Source organism: Nocardia flavorosea, assembly GCF_015477805.1.
GTDB lineage: Bacteria > Actinomycetota > Actinomycetes > Mycobacteriales > Mycobacteriaceae > Nocardia > Nocardia flavorosea_A.
Window position 1 is genome coordinate 235,703 of record NZ_JADLQL010000002.1, and the last position, 22,017, is coordinate 257,719.

Here is a 22,017-nt window from a genome sequence, read left to right on the forward strand (position 1 = left end):
CCGGTGCAGCGCTACCGGCAGGACAACAATCTCCGGCAATTCGGGAGCAGTCGGGTCAGAGTGGATCCAAATGGGCGATATGCACCATCTCGATACCGCGGCTCCGCGATACCAGCACGCCCCGTCCGGGCGGGAGCTTGGTGGGCCGCACATCGCCGACCAGTTTGCCCTCGTCTTTGGAACCGCTCATGATCAGCGTTTCCACCGACATATTCTTCATGGTGCCCAGGATCGGATCGAACAGTGCCCGCGATACCCCACCGATACGGCGGGACACGATCAGATGCATACCGATATCGCGGGCCTGCGGCAGGAATTCGACCAACGGCTGGAACGGGTTCGCGCTGCCGGCGGCGACCATATCGTAATCGTCTACGACGATGTAGATTTCGGGTCCGGTCCACCAGCTGCGGTCGCGCAGCTGCTGTGGCGTGATATCCGACCCGGGAATACGTTTCGCCAGATATCCGGCGACCTCCTTGATCATCGGGCCGCAGGTCTGCGAGGACGTCGAGTAGCCCGCGAGCTGATCGCCTTCGACCACGCCGAGCATGGTGCGCCGATAGTCGATCATGATCACCCGGGCCTGCTCGGTCGTGGAGTTCTCCGTGATCCCCATGACGATATTGCGCAGCAGGGTGGTCTTACCGCTTTCGACGTCCGCGAACGCCATGAAATGCGGCTCGGCATTGAAATCCATGACCAGCGGCTGCAATTCGGATTCGCCGAGCCCCACGACGACCCTGGTGGCGTTGCTCTCGATGCCCCGTGCCCGCGCCTGCTCGAGCAACTCGGCGCGCTCGAACTTCAGCGGCAGCATCCGGACCTGCGGCGCGCGGCGGTTCGGGTACAGCTGCGCCAGTTCGGTCCGGGCCCGCGAAACCCCTTCGGCGAGACTCGCCGGGTCGGAGTCGGAATCGAGCCGCGGCAGAGCGATGAGCATATGCAGATGGTCCGCGGTCAGGCCGCGGCCGGGCCGGCCCACCGGCACCTGGTGCGCCACGCGGCGGCCCATCTCCGAATCGGTGGGATCGCCGAGACGTAGTTCGATCCGGGTGCCGATCTGGTCCTTGACCACCGGCCGGATCTCGGCCCACCGCGATGCGCCGATCAAGAGGTGGATTCCGAACGACAGCCCCTGTCCGGCAATCGCGTTGATCTGCGGCTCGAGCGATTCGAACTCTTCGCGGATGGCGGCCCAGCCGTCGATCACCAGGAAGACGTCACCGAACGCGTCTTCAGGAAAGGGATCGGCTATCCCCTGTTGCAGCGCCGCGAATTTGCGCCGGCGATACTCGGCCATCGATTCGATGCCCTGCTCGGCGAACCGCTCTTCGCGCTGCCGCATGAGCGAGGTGAGCTCGGCGATGGTGCGGCGTACCCGGTCGCCGTCGAGGCGGCCGGCCACCGAACCGACATGCGGGGTCCCGACCAGCCCCGCCATACTCCCGCCGCCGAAATCCAGGCAGTAGACCTGAACCTGTTCGGGGGTGTGGGTGGCGGCGGTGGCCATGATGATCGCGCGCAAGGTGGTCGACTTACCCGATTGCGGGCCGCCGACCACCGCCACATTGCCCTGGGCACCGGCCAGGTTGATGGTGAGCACATCGCGGCGCTGCTCGTACGGTTTGTCGATCACGCCGATCGGCATCCACAACTGGCCGTGCCGGTTCACCGGCGAACGCCAGTCGGGATCGGGCAGCAGCATATCCACCGTCGGCGATTCGTCCAGCGGCGGCAACCAGACCTCGTGCGCCGGCCGGCCGTGGCCGGTGAGCCGTTTGACCACCACGTCCAGCAGAGAATCGGGTACGCCCTCACCGTCCGGTACCGCCACGGCCGGCTGCGACGGCGGTGGCGGCAGTTCGAGCAGCGGGTTGACCGGGGCCGCGCTCTCCGCCGGCTCGGTGTCCTCGGCGTCGACCGTTTCGGGCACCTCGACGGGTGCGGCGGTGAACAGTCCGGGGCGCTGCCGGGCCACCGGGCCACCGTCCTCGGTGGCGGTGCCCTGCGGTGCCTCGTAGGGGCCCGATACGTAGCTGGCGTTGAACCGCAGCGGGTCGGAGGCGTCGCTTTTCAAATAGCCGGACCCGGGCACGCTGGGCAGATGATAGGCGTCGGTGATGCCGAGAACGGCCCGGGATTCGTTGGCGGAGAAAGTGCGCAGACCGATCCGGTAGGACAGATGCGATTCCAGGCCACGCAGCTTGTTCTCCTCGAGCCGCTGGGAAGCCAGCAGCAGATGCACGTGCAGCGAGCGGCCGAGCCGGCCGATCATCACGAACAGTTCAGCGAAATCCGGCTTCTGCGACAGCAGTTCGGAGAATTCGTCGACTACGACGAACAAGGCCGGCAGCGGATCCAGCGGCACGCCCGCGGCACGGGCCTTCTCGTAGTCGTTGACATTGGCGTAATTACCGGCCGAACGCAACAGTTCCTGGCGCCGGTTCATCTCGCCGGCCAGCGCGTCCTTCATCCGGTCCACCAGGGACAGCTCGTCCTCCAGGTTGGTGATCACCGCCGCGACATGGGGCAGCGGGTCCAAGCCGAGAAACGTGGCGCCACCCTTGAAGTCGACCAGCACGAGGTTCAGCGCGTCCGGCGAATGGGTCGTGACCAGGGAAAGCACCAGGGTGCGCAGGAACTCCGATTTACCCGAACCGGTGGCGCCGATACACAGGCCGTGCGGACCCATACCGTTCTCCGCCGATTCCTTGATATCGATCTCCACCGGCGTCCCGTCCGGGGTGATTCCGATCGGCACCCGTAACCGTTCCCGAGCAGTACGCGGCCGCCAGACCCGTGCCGGATCGATCTGGGCGGCATCGGAGATATTCAACAGCGCCATCAGCCCCGGATCGGCGGTGGTCCCCTCGCCCAGGCTCACGATCTGGGCGGCCGTCGCCAGGCGATAGCGTGCGAGTGCACGCGAGAACGCCTCTGCCTCGGCGGTGCTCACCGAATCCGCGGTGGCGAACCGCTCCACGCCCGCGGCGCTCTTCGCCGATACCTCGCCGTGCGAACACACCAGTTGCAGACCGCGCCGCGCAGCCAATCCTCCCTCGGGTGCGGTGAGGTCCACAACGGTCACCGAGTCCAGGCCCGATTCGGCGACCAGACGTTCGTTACCGCTGACATAACCGTCGTCGATGACGACCACCAGATGCAGCCGGCCCTGTGTGGGCTGCGGATTGCGCATGAACCGGCCGCGTTCGAGCAGCTCCGCCGACAGGGCGGTTTCCAGTTCGCCGAGCGACTGGTACATCATCCGCACCGAACCCATACCGTCGCGCTGTACCGGATGCTGTAGATGCGGCAGCCATTTCGCCCACGCCCAGACGGCGGCGTCGGGGTCGCTGCAGACGATCGCGACGGCCAGATGGTCCGGGCCGTGGAAGGCAGCCAGCTCCATGAGCATCGAACGCACCAGGGTCCGCGCCTCCGCCGCGTCGCCACCGATGTTGATGGCGGGGAAAGCGCGCAGCGACACCGCGGTCGGGAGCCGGTGCACCACCGAATGTGTGCGCACGAACCGGCGCAGCGCCACCGTCGAGACGGGCTCTAGATCCTCCAGCGGGCCGGTTTCCGGACGGGCCAGTTTGGTGGCGAGGCGGTGACTGCCCAGCCCGACGCGGACATGGCCGAAATCGGGGTCGTTGGGCCGGCGCTCCCACATGCGGCGGGTGCCGACCAGCGACAACAGATCGGCGGGTTCGGGATGACTCCAGCCGAGTGATTCGAGCTGTTTACCGCCGGTGCGGCGCACTTCCTTACGGATCTGGTCCAGATAACGGAAGTAGTCCTTGCGTTCCTCGTTCAGTTCGACCGCGCGTTTACCGCCGCCGCCCCGATACCCGGCCATCATGCCCACCATCGACATGATCATCATCATCGGGAACATCATCATGAAGGGATTGGCCAGGATATTGCGGCCCATCGTCGCCATCATGGCGATCATGCCGATCACCGCGAGCACCATCACCACCGGCATGATCTTCATCATCAGCGGTGCCGGAACAGCGCGCGGAACCTCCGGGGGCGCCGTCAGCGCGACCTCACCACCCGGTGCCCGCGGCGGGGCGATACGGGGTCGGCGTACAAAGCCTTCGGTAGCCATGGTTCCTTCTCACTTCGGCAGCCGGCGGACGGTCGCGAGCCGGGTCACGGGTCCGGTTCCAGGTCGAGTTCGCGTTGCGGGCGGCGGAACGGGTAGGCGATCGCCGCACCGACGGCCAGCCCGGAGAGGCACACCACCGAACCGATGATCGCGATCCAGCGCTGCCGCGGATCGGGTCCGGGCGGATGGACCGGCGCGGCGATGGGCCGGGCGGCCGCCGCGCCCACCCCGACCGGTTCGGCGGGCAGTTCCGCGGTGAGCGCGGCCAGCGGGTCGATCAGGCCGTGCCCGATCTTGTCGTCGCGGCCGGTGCCGGGACCGTGTGCGGTGCGGGTGATCCGGTCCATCACCTGCCCGGCGGTGAGTTCGGGAAACCGCGACCGCACCAGGGCTGCCAGGCCCGCGACGTACGGTGCGGCGAAACTCGTACCCTCCACCGACCGGATGCCGTCGCTGGTCTGTACGCCGTCGACCAGACCGGTGCCACCGGGTTTGCTGTCCAGCGAAACGATATTGCGGCCGATCGCGGCCACCTGCACCCACGGTCCGTTCAGCGACAACTCGGAGACCTGGCCGTTCGGTTCGACCGAACCCACCGCGAGCACATAGGGCGAGAACCAGGCGGGGCTGGCGACCGTGGCCACCGATTCCCAGCCGGAACCGGAATTCTGGTTCCGGCAGGCACCGTCGCTCTGCAGGTTCCCGGCCGCGGCGACGACCACCACATTGCGGTCGTAGGCGTATTTCACCGCGGCGCCGAGCGCACCGTCGGCGGTGTTCAGACCGGCCTGGGTGCAGGCCACTTCGGAAATATTGATCACCGTCGCCCCCATGTCCACGGCGCGGACCACCGCGCCCGCCAGGGTCAGCACGGTGCCGTAGCCCTCGGTACTGATCCGGCCGGGGGCGTCGCGGTTGTTGTTGTCCTTCTTCTCGTACGCGAGGCTCAACTGGCGGATGCTCAGGATCTCCGCGTCGGGAGCGACGCCGGCGAAGGCGTCATGGGGGCTGGGCTGGGCGGCGATGATCCCGGCGACCAATGTGCCGTGCCCGTCGCAGTCGACCGTGCCGTCGGTATCGGAGACATAGTCACCGCCCGCTTGCAGGCGCGGCAGCCGCGGATGCCGGTTGACTCCGGTATCGATCACCGCGACCTTCTGGCCCGCGCCTCGGCTGAACTGCCAGGCCGCCGGAAGATTCAGCACCTGCTGCGAAACCGGCGGCACACTGGGCGGTGCGCCGGTGAGCACCGGTTCCGCGCAGACCGTGCTCTGCTCGGTGGGTTCCAGTGGGGCCGGCCGGGCGCTGATCGCCTGCGCCGCGGCGAGCGCACCCGGGTCGATCACCGGCGGCGGGACGGCCGCCGCGATCGAACCGGGCAGCGCCACCGCACCGAATACGTTGAGCGCGAGCGTTATTCGCAGCGACCGGCGTGACGGACGGATACTCATATGCTCAGGTTCCGGGCCATACCGTAGATACCCATAATCCACAGCACCAGTGGGATCACCGCCATGATCAGGGCGTATTCGAAGAGTTCGATCGCCCGGCGGACCACCGGGGTCACCTCGACATGCGGCCCGATCACACCGAATCCGACAACCCCGAGAGTGAACGCGAGCAGAAGGCCGGCGCACAGCAGGACGAGATCGTGGTCCCCGATGGACAAGCCGGCGAGCAGCGCCACGCATATCGCGCAGGCGCCGCCGATCAACACGGCGGCCTGGGCGATATCGGCGAACGACCGGCCGCGTAACGCCAGAATGACCGCGGTGATGACCGCCAGGGTGATGCCCTGCCAGCGATAGGGTCCCAACGGGTCGGCGACCCCGAACGCCCCGATCACCGCGGTGGCGGTGCAGGCGGCCACGAGGCCGGTCTGGAACTGGTTCGCCCGCCGGGCCCGCTCCCCGAGCCCGGCCGCGGACGGCAACGCGGTGGCGCCGATCGCGCCGATTCCCTCGATGGTCGGCCGTGGTTCGTGATCGGCCGGATCGATCGCGGCGCCCGCCGTCGGCACCGGCGGCACCGGCAATCTGGCCAGCAGCGCCGCCAGCCGCGGCACCATGGACAGGATCATGATGCCGGCGACCAGCAGTCCGGCGCCGACCTTCGGCAGACCCGGATGCCAGATGAGATAGATCACCGCGGTGACCAGACCGATCACCGCGGCGGCTGCCGCGCACGAGAACAGCGTGGCGCCCACTCCGGTCAGCCGGTAGCCGAGAACCGCCGCCACCAGCAGAACCGAACTCCCCAGCAGCAGATGGGGCGCGCCGAGAGTGCCCGGAACCACCAGTGCGGCGCCGCCGAACACCAGCAGCAACCCGTCGGCCGACAACCAGACGCCGGTGATCTCGTCCCGGTATCTGCGCGCGGTGATCCCCGCCGCCACCAGTGCGCCCGTGCCCACGCCGAGCAACACCAGGCCCGGCGCCAGCGGATCCCCGGCCCCGCGGGACAGAACCAGCACGGCCAGTGTGGTGAGTACCGCGAGTACCGAGACGACCAGCCCCATCCAGCGCGCCGCCGCACCCGACCATCCGGTGAATTCCTCGGCCGTGAGCCGGGATACCGCATCGATCACATCGTCGAACAGCGCGGGCGCTTCCTTCGCGCCGACCTTGCGTAGTACCAGGAGTTCACCGTCGTACACCTCGGCCTCGGTGAGTGTGCGACTCGGCGCGATCGACGCACGACCCAGCCGAGCCAGGGTCCAGTGCTGGGCATCGAGCGGCCCCGTATCGTCCTCGGAATCCGGCAGGCTCGGGTTGCGCGATTCGATCAGCGCCACCAGCTCGCCGATGAAGCTCGCGATCGGCACCGTAGCGGGCAGCCCGACGTCGACCTGGGTATTTCCCCCGATCACCGAAACTCGGCTCAGTTCCGGTTCTTGCGCGCGGGTGGCGCTCGGCGTTTCGACCATTGCACTCATCTCCCCACCCACCTCCCGATCAGCAATTCACACTTCGGCCGCCGACAATTCATTTTCCCGCCATCTACAATTCGTTGCCGATTACCGGGTCGCGGCGAAATACGGTGTGTATCAGCATTTTCGGCAATTGTCGAGCACCTTCGGCTTGGCTGAACTGGCATTGCGTTCTCCCCGCAACCGAGCCTAATGTAACGGAGCGCCGACACGTGCGCGATCGGTACTCTGGTATCGGAGATAAACGTTCTCTATACGCCAATACAAGAATTCGGGGAGCGACTGCAATGACCGGCAATCGGCAAGCTCAACGCGCATTCGACGCCGGGGTTCTGTCGCTCGGATTGTCCATCGAGGGGCAGGAGTCCGCCCGCGACCTCGAGTACGCCAAACTGGCGTTCCAGCGCGCCACCGAATGGGATCCCGGTATGTGCGACGCCTGGCTGGGCCGGGCGGCCGCCGGTGAACTCACCAAGGAGGTGCTGTTCAACCTGCACAAGACCTGCGACGGCACGCTGTACCGGGAACAGCGCCGGGTGGGGTTGCGACCGCGGGAACTCGCCGGCCGCTTCCAACCCGGCCTCTACATCGACTACCCGCTGTCCAGTCGCACGGAGATCTTCCTCGCCTGGGCCGCGCAGTTGGTCGCGGACAAGGATTTCGACGAGGCCGAGCGGGTTCTGGACCAGCTGGACGAGTATCGCAAGGGCCAACTGGGCGACGCCGAACGCGAAGCCGACGGCCGGATCGCCGCGTATGTGCGCGCCGTGCTGCACTACACCACGCAGCGCTGGCCCGATGTGATGACCGTCCTCGCCGGATCGGCGGAATGGGACGACTCCTACCTTGCCGCGGGCGCGCATGTGATGGTCGGAACCGCTTGCGCCCAGCTGGGTTTGTTCGCCGAGTCGATCCGCCGGATGCAGGCCGCCGAACAGGGTCCGATCCCCGCCGCCCGGTCCACCGCCATGTTCTGCCGCGGCCTGTGCCTGCGCGAAACCGGTAACGAGGACGAGGCCCAGGCGCTGTTCGAGAAGGTGTACTCGCAGGCGCCGGATTTCGAGGCCAATGCTTCGGCCATGCGCGACCGTACCTTCCGTATCACGGTCACCAGCCGCGATGTCATAGCCGCCCGTACCGACAGGTGGGATCCGGCCAGTTCGCCCACGATGGAGCAGATGAACCGGGCCGAGGTGCAGGACAGAGCCAAGGAGACCCTGGCGGAAGCACGCGCGGAGCTGGACTCGCAGATCGGGCTGGCGTCGGTGAAAACCCAGGTCGCCAAACTACAGTCGACGGCGCAGCTGGCCAAGATCCGCGCCGAGAAGGGGCTGGCCAGTGTGCCCCGCGGCCAGCATCTGGCCTTCACCGGGCCGCCCGGTACCGGTAAGACCACCATCGCCCGGGTGGTGGCCAAGATTTACTGTGGTCTCGGTCTGTTGCAGTCGGAGAAGATGGTCGAGGCCAAACGCGCGGATTTCGTGGGCGAACATCTGGGCAGCACCGCGATCAAGACCAACAAGCTGATCGACAGCGCAATGGACGGCGTGCTGTTCATCGACGAGGCCTACACCCTCATCCAGACGGGCCTGTCCGGCGGTGACGCGTTCGGTCGCGAAGCAGTGGATACCCTGCTCGCGCGGATGGAGAACGACCGCGACCGCCTGGTGGTCATCATCGCCGGCTACGACGGTGAAATCGACCGGTTGCTCGCCGCCAACGACGGTCTGGCCTCCCGCTTCGCCAAACGCCTGCAGTTCCCGTCCTACAGCGCGAGCGAACTGGGGCGGATCGGCGAGGTGATCGCGAAGAAGCGCGATTCCGACCTGTCCGAAGCGGCGCTGAAGGTGCTGGTCCGGGCGTGTGACCGGTTGTACGCGATGGAGAGCACCGACCAGAGCGGACAGCCGCGCCGCGGGGTGGACCTCGCAGGCAACGGCCGCTTCATCCGCAATGTGATCGAAGCGGCGGAGGAAGAGCGCGAGTTCCGGCTGGCCAACGACGAATCCCTCGATCTCACCGATATCGACGAGGCGGTCCTGCGGCGTATCGAGGAACCCGATATGCGCCTGGCGCTGGCCACGATCCTGGAATCGCTGAACATCGGCTGGACCGACCCTGATTGATGCGCTGTCACCGGCCGCTGCGGCAGCCCTGCTGTCCGCTCCCGGTCCGAGCCGCACGGCGGGCATGGGTGACATTCACGTGCCGTCGTCGACCGGCGCGGCCAGGGCGGTCTGCCCGCGGAGCGCCCGGACGGTGCAGAGGTGCCCGCTCAGCCTTCGGTCAATGAATCGTGGCTGACCAGCGCCTCGCGGGGGTCCAGAGTGGGCCCCGGCACGAGCTGGCCGATGATCGCCCACGGCGCCAGATGCGGCGTATCGCCCAGGCCGAGAACACCGGCGGTAGCGGGATTCGGAACGCCGTACCGGATTCCGTTGTCGGCCACATAGAACAGGCTCCCGCGCCGCGGGCTACCCGGTTCCATACCGGTGATCTGGACATATTCACCGTGGGTGGGTTCGACGTATACCGCGTCCACCCGGTCGCCGCCGCTGTCGGCGGTGGCCAGCCGGACGGGTTCGGCCGAATCGGGCACCGGCAGTTCGGTGCCGATCAGCAACCCCACCGTGGCCCGCTCCCCCGGGCCGTCCCCGGCGCCTTCCTCCGCGGGCGCCGTACCGGGTGATTTGGACCAGGCGATACAGGTGACCGGCCCGTCTTCGGCGGGAACGATCCGCGGGATCTCGCCGGGGAAATCCGCTACGGGTAACCGCTGCACCACCGGAATCTCGTCCAGGACATCGGGAGGCAGCACCGGGACCTCGCTCATCCCTTGCGAATCGGCGTGGCGGATGACCTCGGCGGCAAAGGGCGAAACCGGCTGCACTCCGTCGGCGAGTACGACATACATCTCCGGGCGGACCTCATCGCCGACACCGGACACGGAAATGATTCCACCGACCGGCACGTCGGCCAGCAGACCCGGGCCCGGCTCGCCGGCGCGGTCGATGACCGGCGCCCGCAGTGGGGCGACCTGCGTGGTGGCGCCGAGGAAACCGGTGCCGACCGGTCGCGGCCGGTGAGCGGACAGACCGAGGGCGCGGGCGATCACCGAATCGCCCGGGTCGATTTCGGCACGCTTTCCGTCGTAGACCAGATAGGTCTTACCGTCGCGGGCCACCAGCAGCGCTTCGGCCGGAGTAGCCGCGCGGATCCGGTCGGTGAGGTTGGGCGCGCCGCCGACAACCGTGGTGGTCGCACCGGCCGCCGACGCCGCGCTTCCACCGGCCGGCAACTCGATGCTTTCGCACAACGACCAGTACGAATCACCACCCTGCGCCGAACCCGGGAGCGCGGCCGGAGCGCCGGGTATTCCGAGCAACGGACCACGCGGAATATCACCCAGTTTGTCGTCCTTGACCGCATGCGGCTCGGCATTGCTGCCGGTGATCAACCGTGCGGAGGCCAGGTTCAGCACCGGGTGCAGGGTCCGGCTGCCGTCGTCCTTCTCGACCACCACATACAGCGCCCCGCTGGACTTACCCGAGACGATCAATGCGTCACCGATCGCGCCTTGGGGCCGCAGGAAGGCCAGGATCGCCGCGCCGGCGGTGACGAGGATCCCGAGCACCAGACCGACCAGCAGGGAACGAATCTGGGAACGCATGGGATCGTGCAGCATCCGCACATCGCGGCGAACCAGGGCGTGGTCGAGACGGCGTAGCAGGAAACGGTACCCGTTCACCTGGGCACGGGTAGTCAGCTGTGCTGGCACTCGGGAACTCCATCGCGCATTCGACCGCAATCTCTTTCGACACGGTACCGTAATTCCCGATGGTTACGTCGGTCGATCTCGCCGAAATCGTCAATGGCACAACAGTCGGCGAATGCGGCCGAGGCAGGAACAAACAATTGTGAATGAAACAGTGAACGCTGATCGATCTGCAGGTGACATCTATTCTGAATCCCCGGTTCCGGAATACACCGACCGAACGGTCTCTCCGGATTCGGTGAATCCTCGCCGGTCGGCCTACGACACCTTGCGGGATCCCGAATTCTGGTTGTTCCGAATTTTTCCGCTGCGATTCGTCCTCTCCGGCGTACTGGTCGCGGCGGCGGTCGCCTGGATCGTGCTGGCGTTCGGTGCGTCGGCCTGGTACGCGCTCGGCGCGGGGGTCGTGGTCGGTCTCGTCGGTCTGGCGCCCATCGGTGGCCGGACCCTGATCGCGCGGATCGGCGGGGCCGCGGCCCGGCGCCGGCAGCTCCCTGCCGACCAGTTGGAACAGGCCGCCGCTTTCGATGTCCCGCTTCCCGAGGGCGGTGGTTACGGGGTCTGCTGGGACGGGGACCTGCTGCTGACCATGCTGCGCATCGATCCGCCGCCGGATACTCTCACGCTGTTGCAGCCCGGTTCGCTCAGCACCGAACAACTGCTGCCACTTCCCGAAATAGCCCGCTGCCTGGATCAATTCGATCTCACCCTGGCCGGTATCGATGTGGTGAGCACCGGAGCGCGCACCGCCGGCACGGGGGTCGCCGCCCACCTCTACGACCGGATCATCGGACCGCTCCCCGCGATCGCCCACCGCACCTGTTGGCTGGTCCTGCGACTCGATCCGCTCGCCAACGCCGAAGCGGTGGACAACCGCGGCGGTGGCGGCGCGGGCGCGCTACGCGCCGCCATCATCGCGACCCGGCGGGTGGCGAACCGGCTGGCCGCCCACGATATCGCCGCCTCGGTGCTCAGCGCGGCCGAAATGAACGCGGCGGTCCGCGAACTCACTCACGGGTTCGCGGTCGATATGATCACCGAATCACCGAAATGGCTCGAATCCCAGGGCCGCTACCTCGCGCAGTATCAGATCGGCGCCGATATGGTCGGCCCCCGCGGGCTCGCCGATATCTGGACCGTGCCCAGTCTGTCGACCACCGTGACGCTGCGCCTTCGGCCCGGTATCGGCCGCAACGATCCGCATACCGAACTGGCCGAGACCGTGGTTCTCAATGCCGTGGTCCGCTTCGATACGGTCGCCCCGCCGCAGCGTCCGCCGCTCGACGGTTTGCGCGAACTGTACGGAAATCAGCTGCGTATCCTGCTCGATACGCTGCCCGTCGGCCGCACCGGCCGCTGGGGGCGCGATGTGGCCTACCGCGGCACCCTGGCCGCGCTGAGCGAATTCACCGTGCCCACCGCCGGCTGCGGCCAGCTCATCGGCGCGGACGACCTGGGGCAGGGTATCGCCGTCCCCCTGATCGGCGAGGGGACCCGCCAACTCGAGGTGATCGGCACCTTGGACCTGGCGCAACAGGTCATCCTTCGCGCCACCGCGCTCGGCGCACATGCCATCGTGCACACCGCGCGGCCGGAGGCCTGGCAGACGATGGTGCGCAATCTCGACACTCCGCAGCTGCTCACCATCGCGCCCCGCGCCGCGGGCGCCAGCTACCACCCGCCGGGACCGCCGCCGCTGCCGACGGCTCCCTACCCGAGCACCACACTGCTCGTATTCGACGGTGTACCGGCGGTTTCCCACGCCGGTGGTGCGACCATAGTGCACGTGCGACAGCCGCACGAACCACCGGGCTCGGTCGATGCGGACGTTTCACTGATCCAGGACCCCGCCACCCCCAATCGCATCACGGTGCGCACGCCGGCGGTGACGACAACGGTGAACATGGTGACCACCCGCGAGGAAATGCACTACATCGGCGAATCGCTCGCCGCCCGCTGATCCGGGGTGCCACGGCCGCGCTCGCCGCGCCCGGTGAACGACTCTCGTCGCCATCGCGGGGATTCACCGCGCGCACCGATTCACCGCGCGCGGGATGACCCGGACGCTGTGCAGATCCTTTTCGGTGCTCTTGTCGACCGACTGGCCGAAGTAGACGCCCGGCGAGCGGACCAGCTGAGACACCACCGGGAACCGCTCTGCCCGGCCGGTACGAAGGGGGTTCGCGCAAAGGCCGACGGCCGGTTGGATCCTCATCCGATCCAACCGGCCGTGGCCGTAGGTACGCCGGAACGCCGGTTCCGGTCAGCCGAAGGCGGCGAAACCGTCGCCGATCTTCTTATCCGTCTCCAGCGCGCGCTGCAGCGCGTTCTCGACCGCGATGGCGAGCTGGTCCAGCTTGTGCAGGGTGTCCTCGAGTTCGGTGTTCACCGAGGCGTGCGCGGCCGTGAAGCCCTCCTGGGCGCCCTGACTGGCCATGGCCTGCAGGAAGTTGTCCTTGGCGGTGCCCAGGGCCTCGATCTCGCCCTGGATCTTGCTGCCTTCGGTCTTCAGCGAGTCGAACAGCGCCTCCATGGTGGGGCGGTCGTACAAAATATCGCTCATGTTCCCAATTCCTTCTCGGTCGAGCAGATAGGTGTCAGTGCTACGAAGCGGGATCTACAGGCTGGTGTAGCCGCCGCCGGGAATGAACGCGTCCTCGTCCATGCCCAGGATGGTCGAGGTGGCATCCTCGGTGGCCTTGGTCAGCTCGTCCAGCTTCTGATTCAGGCGGTCGGATTCGTCGCTCCACGCCTGCGAGGTGGTGACGAACGACGCGTTCGCATCACCTTTCCAGCCCGCACGTGCCGCATCGCCGGCCGAATCGACGGCCTTCACCGACAGCCGCAGGTTCTCGATGGCCGTGTACATTTCGCCGGTCGCCTTCTTGACCAGTTCGAGGTCGAGATCAACACCCTGAGTTGTCATTACGGTGTTCCTTTCGTGAGGTTGGTTTTCCGCCGAGATCGCGAGATCTCGGGCCGGTGGGTTGTCACCTGGGGAATTACGGTGTCAGCCACCTCCCCCCGGGCAGGCCGTCGAGCAACGTGGCGATTGCCTGCGTCACCCGGTGATCGCTACCCGTTGTGACCGTCGACCAGATCTGTTGATCCGGCGAGACCGTGGGCGCGACCGAGATCCGGCCGCGGTCGGTGTCGTAGACCGCGACGGCGCCCGGCGCGCGCGTGGTGCGACCGTCCGTATGGCTGTAGGCCACGATTTCGGTGAAGCCCCGGCAGGAGAAGAAGGCCGCGGCCAGCACCGTGGCGTCACGGTCGCCCACGCCGAGGGCGTAGATGGCATCGGCGAAATCGCCGGTGGTTTCGGCCCGGTCGAGCCGGGCGGCGAGGTCGTCGGCCGGTGCGCTGAACCCCGCGACCGCGGCGGCCTCGGCCGGACCCAGCGCCACGAGCAGTGGGCGGGCCAGCGCCTCCGGTGAACCGTCGCACCAGATCGTCGCGATATCGAAACGATCTCCCTCGCGCACCGCCAGAGCATGCTGTTCGCCGCGCCGGGCCAGGCACAGCCGTAGCGTGCGGTCCTCGGCGAAACCGCGGGCCACCAGCTCGCGGTCCGGCTGGGCCAGCACGAACAACGCCTGCGCTGTTTCGGGGTCGACATCGCCTTCGGTGTCGAAAACCCCCGCCGCGGTGAGCTCGGCGACGGCCCGCTCACGCGCCGCCCGCCATTCTTCGTAGGAGTCCTGCTGTGGTCCGGCGGCGAGTACCAGGGGCAGTGTCTGCACCCCCAGGCGTTCGGCGACCGCGAGCAGCGCGTCGTTTGTCAGGGTCGTCACGATGCACCTCCGGCCCGCGTCTCCGGTCCGGGAGCCGCCGGTTCGACACCACCCAGTACCGCCGGGGCGGCACGGAGTTCGTTCTCGGCGCCGAGGTGATCACCCTCGTCACCGGATAGCCCGGCGCGGGGGAAGCGGGAAGCGTCCGGAGCCGGCCCGCCGGCGCCGGCAGTCGCGCCCGGTGCAAGTGGGGCGGCGTGGGAAGAGGCTCCGGCACCAGTGACCGGGGTGGTTTGCGGGGCCGTTTCCGGCGTGGTCGCCGACTGGGCGTACAGGGGGGCGCTGTAGGCGGACGGTACCCGCGGCACGGCGGCCGGGATCGGAACGGACCCGATGCCCATGGCCGCCGGCGGCATGCCGCCTCGCACAGGTGGCGACGTCGCGGTAGTCGCCGTTGCGGCCGCGGCATGTTCGGCAGCCAGCGCGGTCTCCGGCGCGACCACCGGCGGTGCTGTCTGCTGCCACGGCAGCGCCAGGGGTTCGGTGGCCTTTTCGTAGTTCTCCATGACCCGGGAGGCCACGGCCTTCGCCACGTCGGAATCCTTGTCCGTCTCGGCGGCCACGGCTCGGATCGGCGCACCGACCATACCGGCGACCGATTCCAGCATCCGCTGGACCTGCTGGATCTGTTCGAGATCGGCGGTATGCGGCATGGCCAGCCGCGCCACTTCGTAGGCGGCCACCTGTGCCTGGAATTTCGCCGCGTTGGCCGCGGCAGCACCCGCCGCTTCCACCAGCCAATCCCGCAGTGTCGAAATCCGCTGCAGTACTTCGTTACTGCGCCCGGACCCCCATGCGCCGCGCATATCGGCGACGGCCTTCTCGTATTCCACCACCGCGGCCCCGAAAGCGGCAGCCAGCCGCGTCCATGCCTGTACGGCCTCGGCCATCGGCACCGACCCCGGACCGGTGGAGAGCTCGCGGGCCAGCCGGTCGGCCGGGCGCGCGGGCCACACCACACCGGTGAAGCCGGGTTGTGGCGGTTCGATCATCGCTGGGAAATATCCTTCGCTCATCGGCACTGCGGGAGCCGGTCAGACCTCGAACCCGCCGAGGTTCGCGGCATTGTCGGTTTCCATACCGTCGAACCGGCTGGTACCGAGCCGCAGCGTGGCCGCCAATTTGCGCATTTCCTGCACACTGGCCTGGGCGCTGGTCAGATACGACACCGCGACATCGTTGTGGGTCTGCGACGCCCGGCCGGATACCTCGTCCACCCCCGCCGGCCCCACGGTCAGCGCATCCTGAACCGCCGTCAGCTCGGCGGCGAGCCGATCGGCCAGCGAGTCCAGGCCCGACGACGCCTTCCCGGCCGCGGCCGGGTCGAATCGGACGCCGTCGTACACCTCGCCCATCTCGTTCTCCATGAGACCCTCCTGTGTTCTGGTTGCCGGCTCGTGTCAGAGCGTGAGTTCTTTGTCCGGCGGGGGCTCCGAGGTCGATTCCGCCGCACCGACCACGGGCACCGCGATACCTTCGATCGGCCCGACCACTTCGTCACCGTGTTCGGCCGAGACCGCACCGCGCGCCGAACCGTCGGTGACCGATTCGCCGTCGCGCGCCATCCCCGCCGCCCCCATCCCCGCGCCCATCGGCATATAGCCCGGGCTGTTCCCGGCGGCCGAACTCGCGGCGGCGGGGGCCGCCGCGGACGACATACCCGCGACCGAACCCGGTGACGTCGCGCCGAGCGCTCCGACCGGGCCGAGCGGGCCGGGTACCGCCGCCTTGGACCCGGGGAAGGCACCGAGCGGTGCGGGCGCGGCGCCTACGACACCGGGGCCCGCCCCGAGACCGCCGCCGGCACCCAGGCCACCCGATGCACCGGGCTCATCGGCATCCGGTGCACTGGAGTCGCCGTCGCCGGGCTCGCCGGCCGGCGGTTTCGGCGCGGACAGTGCGGTGTTCGCGGGCGCGAGTTTGCCCAGTGCCTGCGCGGCCTGGCCCGCCGAGCTGATCAGCGGCGTGACCATGCCGATCATCTGCATGAGCTGCTTCATCTGCTGGCTCGGGTCGACCCCGGTCGGCGCGTTGGTGATCTTCACCTTCTCACCGGTCCGGGCCAGCGCGGCGCCCTCGATGCCGAGCTCGCCTTTGGTCTTGACGGTGATGGCCAAGGCTTCGGCCGCCGCCTCGATCGCCGACGCCACCAGGTACGCCGCGCCGCCGCCCGAGCCCGCGTAGAGCGGGGCCAGTGCCAGTTTCGCGGAGAACGCGCCGATCACCACGGCCATTTCCCCGCGGCCGATCGCGACGCTGGTCGCGCCCTTGGCGAGATGGAGCTTCTCACCAGTGCTCTGCGCTTCGAGCTTCGCGGCATCGGTCTGCGCCTGACCGGCCTTTTCCGCTGCCTCCGTGGCCCCCATCCCCTGCCACAGGCTCATCGCGGCCTGTAACGCGGAGGTGCCCAATTGCATCACGGTCTGCATCACCGTCGACACCTGCGACAGCAGCTGCGTCGGGTCGATCCCCGGCGGCGGGGCCGGCGCGGCGGCCGCATCGCCCTCGGCGAGCGGCGGAGCCGGAGCCGGAGCCGGGGCGCCCAACTGCCCGGAGCCGAACGCCGATGCGAGATCGGTGAGCGGTCGCATGAGCGCACTCAGATCGAGCATCGGCAGCGGCGGCAGCTCCGGCAGCCCGGGTAGGTGCCCGAAGGCCGGCAGTTCCGGCAGATTCGGCAGGCCCATGCCGTTGAGAATGTCGTTCACCGGCATATCGAGCATGGGCGCCAGCGCGCTGCCCCGCAGCAGCTCCAAGACCGTCGGATCGAGTGGATCCGCGCCGGGGGGCGGCTGGGCGCCCGGGAGCGGGGCCGCTCCTGGAGTGCTCATGATCCGGGGTTCACCGCGCCGATATTCGCCGCGTTACCGGCGTCGGTGAGCTCGTAGTTCGCGGCGGCCTGGTGCGCGGTGAGCGCGGTGCCGGCGTGCACCGCGGCGAGCTCGGCGACCGAGGACAGGTGGTTGGCCTGCGCATAGGCGAAGGCGACGAGGAATTCCTGGCCGATCAGCCCGAACGCCGGTACCGCGAAACCGACCGTCGCCGCTTGATCTACGGCAGCGGTCGTCGCGATTCCGGCGGCCATGGCCGCGGATTCGCTGCCGTACCGGCGAACCGCATCGGGCACAACGTGCACGTTGTTCATGTCTGTTGTCCAATCCCGAAACATCCCACAATGTTTCGTCGTCAACGGTACCCAGCGGGCACCTCCGGTCGCGATCGCCGACCGGTTAACAGTCGGTGACTACCTCGTGCTCTCCGAATTGAAGGTGTCGATCAGCGCGGCCTTCTCGGCGATCGCCCGAGCAGCGGCCGCCCGCGCGGTCGCGACCAGTACTTTCTCGAACTCGGCGGGGCTCAATTTGTTGATCCCATCGGTGAAATCGAGCCCGGTGAGGGCCGCGTTTGCGTCCACTTCCACCGTTACCGAACCGTCCGGGGAGGTCTCGCCGACCACGATCGCGGCCATCGCCTCCTGCAGATCGGTCAGCCGATAGACCTGCTGCTGAACCCGGGCGATGAGTTCGTCCATCGTTTCGACCATGACAACCCCTCGAAATCCCTTCCGGACCCTAAACAGAACGGAGCCAGCTCTCCGGTTCGGTCTCGTACTCCTGCTCCTGCACCAACTCCTGGCGAGCAACCTCCGCCTCGGTCGGAAGACCCGCCAACTTCAGCATTTCGCTGGTGAAACCCTTTTCCTGGAGGTGCCTGCGCCGCTCGAGACCGGCCCGGGCCGCGGACTGCCGGCACAGCCGCAGGATTTCGGCGGCGAGCGAATCCGGGTCGCGGCGGAGTTCGCCGGGTTCGACGGAAATTGCGGTGGGCAGGCCCATCTCGGTGGTCCGGAGCCGAATGGATCCGTTGAGTGAATGGGCGGTGAACTCGGTGGGGAACTCGGCGTCTCCCGGAACTGCTGCGCTCATCGTCCTCCTGCCTTCGCTGGGGCGCCGCCGCCGGCGACGCGTGATCCGGACCCCGCCCGAGTATGGATCGGGAAGGTGAACCGGCGGTTATCGGTCGGCGTGGGATGTGGTGGGAATCGGTGCATGCTGCGCGAACACGGTGGACCGCCGGCCGATTTCCAAGGGTGGGAAGACATGTGGCGTACACGGTCACGCGCCGGATATACGCTGTCGCAGTCCAATCCCGGGACTCCCACCCCCGGACCCCACAATCGAATAAGAAATCGACCGGCGCGGCGCCGGCCGATCTGTCACGGTACGGCCCCGGTACGTTTCGGGTCGTCGGCAATGCCGGCGACGGTGTGCTCGCCGGTCCCACTGGGCCGGAGGGCTTCCGGCGACGGCAGCCGAATACCCGAATCGATCCGATACCGGCGAATGCACACATATTCGCCGCGCCGACCGCGGAACGCCCGATTCGTGCCTCCGGGCCGATAATCTGCTCTACGTGTACGAACGGACGGAAGATCCGCAATGAGGCGTATCGATCTGAACTCCGACGCCACTGCGATCGGCGACGACCTACGGCTCGAGTACGACGGTGAGCCGTTCACCGGTGAGGTAGTCGAAGAACTCGTACCGGGACAACTGCTGTCCCAGGAGTTCTACGTAGACGGCCTTCCACACGGCAGCACGCGAGAATGGTGGCCCGACGGACGCCTGAAATCCGAGGGCGAGAACTACCGGGGTCGACCGCGCGGCGTGCTGCGACGGTGGCACCCGGACGGGCGGCCCGCCGCGGCCGTCCTCTTCGACGACCACGGCGGATCGGTGGATGTCCGGGAATGGAACCGATACGGGCAACGGCGCTGAGCCGGTCCGGTCATCTTCGCTGCCGCTCGTCCTTGATCACCCGGACGATCTGCGCGATCTTCGAATTGATGGTCCCGGTGAACACTGACGCGTCCGCAGCGACTGCGACGGGCGGGTCCGAGTCCCGGATGAGATACCGGCCGTCGTCGACGAGATCGCGCCACTCGAGCTGAAACCGGGCGATCCCGCGTGGGCCGTAGATCGATGAGCCCTGCTCGACATGAATCGTGCCCGCCCGTTCAGCGGGCACAGCGAGAAAGGCGGCGCTACGCTGCGCGGGAGTCGGTGCGAACGAATCGTGCACAGCCGGGCCGCCCAGGGAACGGTCCGGTACCGCAGCGGGGCTCCGGGCCGGGAGGATCACCTCGGACTGCTTACCCATCTCACACGGCGGCATATTCGCCACCATTACCTCGGCGAGGCGTACGGCGTCGCATTCGACGACTGTGAAACCGCCGCTGTACCAGAAGTTCTCGTCCGGAAGCGTCCGCACGACGACACCGCGCGATTCCCTCCGCACCCCGATCAACCGAGTGGGGCTCTTGGGATCATCGGGATCACGGTGATCGCTTCCGCCGATGCCGATGCGGATATCGGGCGCGGTGAGCGCGGTGAGCGCTGGTTCGAATGCGGTACCCAGCCTGTCTCGCAGTTCATTGCGCGCCTGTCGCATATCCCTGCGGAACCGGTCCGGATCAGCGGTACGGGCGGTGTAGCGAAGCGGGAACGGCAGCCGGCCACCGGTCCGCTCCGACCACAGGGCATAGAACTCGATATCGGTGAACGACCACCGACGCGGCTCGGAGGTCACTGGTCGACCACCGGCTTCGCGACGATGGACGGGTCGCCGATGCCCTCCTCGAGCCATTCGGTCGAGTCGAGATAGTCGGCGCGTTTGTGGTCTTTCTGCTGGCCACCCTGGGCAGCGCCGGCGCCGCCGCCACCCATCGGCGCTCCGCCCATGGGCATACCCGGCTGCGACGCGGCGACCACCCCGGTGCTCTGTCCCGTGGCAGCGCCGGTCGCGACGGTCGCGCGGGGGAACAGCTTGGCCGCCTTCTCCACGTTGGGCACCGGCGGCGTCTTCGCGCCGGCCGGGCTACTACCACCAGCAGCTCCGCCACCACCCAAGCCGGCCGGCAGTTTGCCCGCTTTCTGCAGGGCCGACTGATAGTTCTTCACCGCATCCTGTAGCGCGGGCATACCGGGAAGACCGGTGATTCCGGCCTGCTGCAGCGCCTGCTGCGCGGCCGTCGACAATTGCTGACCCATTTGGCCCAACTGCTGCAGACCCTGCTGCGCCGCCTGCATCATCTGCTGCGACGACGCCTGCTGTTGCATTTCCTGCTGTTGCTGTTGCAGCGCCGCCTGCTGCAACTGCGCCTGTTCTTCGAGTTCGGCGCGCGCCTGTTCGATCTCGCGCAGTTGCGCCTGCTGTTCAGCGGTCAGTTGATGCTGTGGCTGCTGCAGCCCTCCGGTGGGCATGCCGGCACCGGTGCCGCCGCCGGCGCCTGCACCGCCGCCACCTCCCCCGCCGCCGCCGTTGCCGTTGCCGTTGCCATTGCCGTTGCCGTTGGTGTCGCCCGGGGGCGTAGGGGCCGGGAACTTCGGGATCACCCCATCCGTCAGCTCGACCCCCTGCTTGTACCAAGCGTTGTAGTGCGCCTGCGCTACGCTCTCGTATTCCGAAACGGCGGTTTCGCCGCCCTCGTTGTACGCCTCGTAGTACATCAACCGCGGCATCCCTACCCAGGTGCCCATGATCCATTGGGCCATATGCATGAGGTTGTCGGCCATTTTGCCCATCGCGGTCGTCAGACCCGCGCTGGTTCCCAGATAGCTGTTCACCGCCTCGCGGGCCCGGCCGGCGCCGGTGCCCCGCCAGCGATCGGAATCCACCAGGCCGCGCATCGCTTCGCCGAACGTGATGAAACCGGTGTCGAGCTGGATCTGCATCCGGTACCAGTAGGTGGCCCGATCCTCCATGAACGACGACTTGCCCGCGAGATGCTCGCCGAGGTAATAGGCCTTCGGATAGTCCAGATACTCGCCGGGGGGCACCTGCGCCGAGAAAGAGTAGGCCTGAGGGGTGCCCTGCAGCCCGGACAGACTCGCGGGAAGTGTGTACTGATTACCCGCTTCGCCGAAGTTCCCCAGATCCGGCCGCTTGGTATAGGTTTCGTCGACGAAACCGTCGATGGAATCGTAATGCCCGAAGACATCCCGGATATCATTGCCTGCCGAACTGGCCCGCACCCGCCGTGCGAACTCGCCCGCCGCATCCCGGTCCGTATCGGAGTACAACTTCCCGGCCAGGACGAATGCTTCGCCGAGATCGGTGACGTGCTGCCGGTGTTTCGGCATGACCTCCTCGTCGAAATCCGTCGCGGCCTCGTCCAGCTTCTCCTGCAGGCGCACCGCACCCGGATACTCCCCGACAATGGGTTTCCCGAACTCGGGCACCGGTTTGGTCAGCGGCGACAGCTCCTTGACCACATTGAAGATGCTCATCAGATCGGCACACAAATCCGCGGCCTCGCCCGCGACAGCTTCATCGAATACGAAACCGCCGCCGGCGGCGCTGTCCCTGAGGGCGCCCCAGGGGTTGTCGCCGGCCATATCTC

General features: G+C 67.7%; 18 protein-coding genes. 3 read left to right on the plus strand and 15 right to left on the minus strand.

The features are described 5' to 3' along the window. Positions 1-55 precede the first annotated feature (55 nt). From eccCa to eccD, 3 genes are read right to left on the minus strand one after another with little or no spacing between them, the layout of a single operon-like run. On the minus strand, positions 56-4,117 hold the full coding sequence (gene eccCa, locus IU448_RS10075; RefSeq protein ID WP_195055331.1) for a type VII secretion protein EccCa: 4,062 nt from the start codon (positions 4,115-4,117) through the stop codon (positions 56-58). A gap of 44 nt (positions 4,118-4,161) precedes the next feature. Then, complete coding sequence (mycP, locus tag IU448_RS10080) at positions 4,162-5,568, minus strand: type VII secretion-associated serine protease mycosin (protein WP_195055332.1); 1,407 nt, start codon at positions 5,566-5,568, stop codon at positions 4,162-4,164. After that, positions 5,565-7,052, minus strand: coding sequence for a type VII secretion integral membrane protein EccD (eccD, locus tag IU448_RS10085; RefSeq protein ID WP_228812584.1), 1,488 nt, complete (start codon positions 7,050-7,052; stop codon positions 5,565-5,567). The genes mycP and eccD overlap by 4 nt, the downstream gene beginning before the upstream one ends. Before the next feature lie 281 nt (positions 7,053-7,333). On the opposite strand from eccD, the gene eccA reads away from it, so the two are divergent. Beyond that, complete coding sequence (gene eccA / locus IU448_RS10090) at positions 7,334-9,172, plus strand: type VII secretion AAA-ATPase EccA (RefSeq protein WP_195055333.1); 1,839 nt, start codon at positions 7,334-7,336, stop codon at positions 9,170-9,172. A gap of 149 nt (positions 9,173-9,321) precedes the next feature. On the opposite strand, the gene eccB is transcribed toward eccA, so the two are convergent. Next, positions 9,322-10,824, minus strand: a complete 1,503-nt coding sequence (eccB, locus tag IU448_RS10095; RefSeq protein ID WP_195055334.1) for a type VII secretion protein EccB — start codon at positions 10,822-10,824, stop codon at positions 9,322-9,324. A 235-nt stretch (positions 10,825-11,059) separates the two neighbouring features. Between eccB and eccE the strand changes: the two genes are divergently transcribed. Continuing rightward, positions 11,060-12,781: a type VII secretion protein EccE gene (gene eccE, locus IU448_RS10100; protein ID WP_324188559.1), complete on the plus strand. Its 1,722-nt coding sequence runs from the start codon at positions 11,060-11,062 to the stop codon at positions 12,779-12,781. Between the two features lie 303 nt (positions 12,782-13,084). Here eccE and IU448_RS10105 read toward each other — a convergent pair whose 3' ends face one another. From IU448_RS10105 to IU448_RS10145, 9 genes are all read right to left on the minus strand, one after another. Further along, positions 13,085-13,384, minus strand: coding sequence for a hypothetical protein (locus IU448_RS10105; protein ID WP_062977189.1), 300 nt, complete (start codon positions 13,382-13,384; stop codon positions 13,085-13,087). Positions 13,385-13,438: 54 nt separating this feature from the next. Next, entirely contained in the window at positions 13,439-13,747 is a 309-nt protein-coding gene (locus IU448_RS10110; RefSeq protein ID WP_195055336.1) for a WXG100 family type VII secretion target, read from the minus strand. 76 nt (positions 13,748-13,823) lie between these two features. Then, positions 13,824-14,615 (minus strand): ESX secretion-associated protein EspG, encoded by a 792-nt coding sequence (locus IU448_RS10115; RefSeq protein ID WP_195055337.1) that lies wholly within the window; start codon positions 14,613-14,615, stop codon positions 13,824-13,826. Further along, a complete protein-coding gene (locus tag IU448_RS10120) occupies positions 14,612-15,607 on the minus strand; it encodes a PPE domain-containing protein (RefSeq protein ID WP_195055338.1) in 996 nt (331 codons plus the stop codon). Before IU448_RS10120 ends, IU448_RS10115 begins: the two co-directional genes overlap by 4 nt. 42 nt (positions 15,608-15,649) lie before the next feature. Further along, positions 15,650-15,982, minus strand: coding sequence for a PE family protein (locus tag IU448_RS10125; protein ID WP_228812586.1), 333 nt, complete (start codon positions 15,980-15,982; stop codon positions 15,650-15,652). Positions 15,983-16,015: 33 nt separating this feature from the next. Beyond that, entirely contained in the window at positions 16,016-17,446 is a 1,431-nt protein-coding gene (locus tag IU448_RS10130; RefSeq protein ID WP_195055339.1) for a hypothetical protein, read from the minus strand. Then, positions 17,443-17,760: a type VII secretion target gene (locus IU448_RS10135; RefSeq protein WP_195055340.1), complete on the minus strand. Its 318-nt coding sequence runs from the start codon at positions 17,758-17,760 to the stop codon at positions 17,443-17,445. Before IU448_RS10135 ends, IU448_RS10130 begins: the two co-directional genes overlap by 4 nt. A 99-nt stretch (positions 17,761-17,859) precedes the next feature. Continuing rightward, positions 17,860-18,159, minus strand: coding sequence for a YbaB/EbfC family nucleoid-associated protein (locus IU448_RS10140; protein WP_195055341.1), 300 nt, complete (start codon positions 18,157-18,159; stop codon positions 17,860-17,862). A 28-nt stretch (positions 18,160-18,187) separates the two neighbouring features. Further along, positions 18,188-18,541, minus strand: a complete 354-nt coding sequence (locus IU448_RS10145) for a hypothetical protein (protein ID WP_195055342.1) — start codon at positions 18,539-18,541, stop codon at positions 18,188-18,190. Positions 18,542-19,054: 513 nt separating this feature from the next. Here IU448_RS10145 and IU448_RS10150 point away from each other — a divergent pair. Further along, positions 19,055-19,393 (plus strand): toxin-antitoxin system YwqK family antitoxin, encoded by a 339-nt coding sequence (locus IU448_RS10150; RefSeq protein ID WP_195055343.1) that lies wholly within the window; start codon positions 19,055-19,057, stop codon positions 19,391-19,393. A gap of 10 nt (positions 19,394-19,403) precedes the next feature. On the opposite strand, the gene IU448_RS10155 is transcribed toward IU448_RS10150, so the two are convergent. Together IU448_RS10155 and IU448_RS10160 are read right to left on the minus strand one after the other, a co-directional pair. Next, positions 19,404-20,204, minus strand: coding sequence for an ESX secretion-associated protein EspG (locus tag IU448_RS10155; RefSeq protein ID WP_324188560.1), 801 nt, complete (start codon positions 20,202-20,204; stop codon positions 19,404-19,406). After that, on the minus strand, positions 20,201-22,012 hold the full coding sequence (locus tag IU448_RS10160) for a hypothetical protein (RefSeq protein ID WP_195055345.1): 1,812 nt from the start codon (positions 22,010-22,012) through the stop codon (positions 20,201-20,203). The genes IU448_RS10155 and IU448_RS10160 overlap by 4 nt, the downstream gene beginning before the upstream one ends. Between the last annotated feature and the right edge of the window lie 5 nt (positions 22,013-22,017).

Excerpts from the sequence above, each read along its gene's own strand:
- eccCa (WP_195055331.1), bottom strand. The coding sequence starts at position 4,117 with ATGGCTACCGAAGGCTTTGTACGCCGACCCCGTATCGCCCCGCCGCGG.
- mycP (WP_195055332.1), bottom strand. The coding sequence starts at position 5,568 with ATGAGTATCCGTCCGTCACGCCGGTCGCTGCGAATAACGCTCGCGCTC.
- eccD (WP_228812584.1), bottom strand. The coding sequence starts at position 7,052 with ATGAGTGCAATGGTCGAAACGCCGAGCGCCACCCGCGCGCAAGAACCG.
- eccA (WP_195055333.1), top strand. The coding sequence starts at position 7,334 with ATGACCGGCAATCGGCAAGCTCAACGCGCATTCGACGCCGGGGTTCTG.
- IU448_RS10105 (WP_062977189.1), bottom strand. The coding sequence starts at position 13,384 with ATGAGCGATATTTTGTACGACCGCCCCACCATGGAGGCGCTGTTCGAC.
- IU448_RS10110 (WP_195055336.1), bottom strand. The coding sequence starts at position 13,747 with ATGACAACTCAGGGTGTTGATCTCGACCTCGAACTGGTCAAGAAGGCG.
- IU448_RS10120 (WP_195055338.1), bottom strand. The coding sequence starts at position 15,607 with ATGATCGAACCGCCACAACCCGGCTTCACCGGTGTGGTGTGGCCCGCG.
- IU448_RS10125 (WP_228812586.1), bottom strand. The coding sequence starts at position 15,982 with ATGGAGAACGAGATGGGCGAGGTGTACGACGGCGTCCGATTCGACCCG.
- IU448_RS10130 (WP_195055339.1), bottom strand. The coding sequence starts at position 17,446 with ATGAGCACTCCAGGAGCGGCCCCGCTCCCGGGCGCCCAGCCGCCCCCC.
- IU448_RS10135 (WP_195055340.1), bottom strand. The coding sequence starts at position 17,760 with ATGAACAACGTGCACGTTGTGCCCGATGCGGTTCGCCGGTACGGCAGC.
- IU448_RS10140 (WP_195055341.1), bottom strand. The coding sequence starts at position 18,159 with ATGGTCGAAACGATGGACGAACTCATCGCCCGGGTTCAGCAGCAGGTC.
- IU448_RS10145 (WP_195055342.1), bottom strand. The coding sequence starts at position 18,541 with ATGAGCGCAGCAGTTCCGGGAGACGCCGAGTTCCCCACCGAGTTCACC.
- IU448_RS10150 (WP_195055343.1), top strand. The coding sequence starts at position 19,055 with ATGAGGCGTATCGATCTGAACTCCGACGCCACTGCGATCGGCGACGAC.
- IU448_RS10160 (WP_195055345.1), bottom strand. The coding sequence starts at position 22,012 with ATGGCCGGCGACAACCCCTGGGGCGCCCTCAGGGACAGCGCCGCCGGC.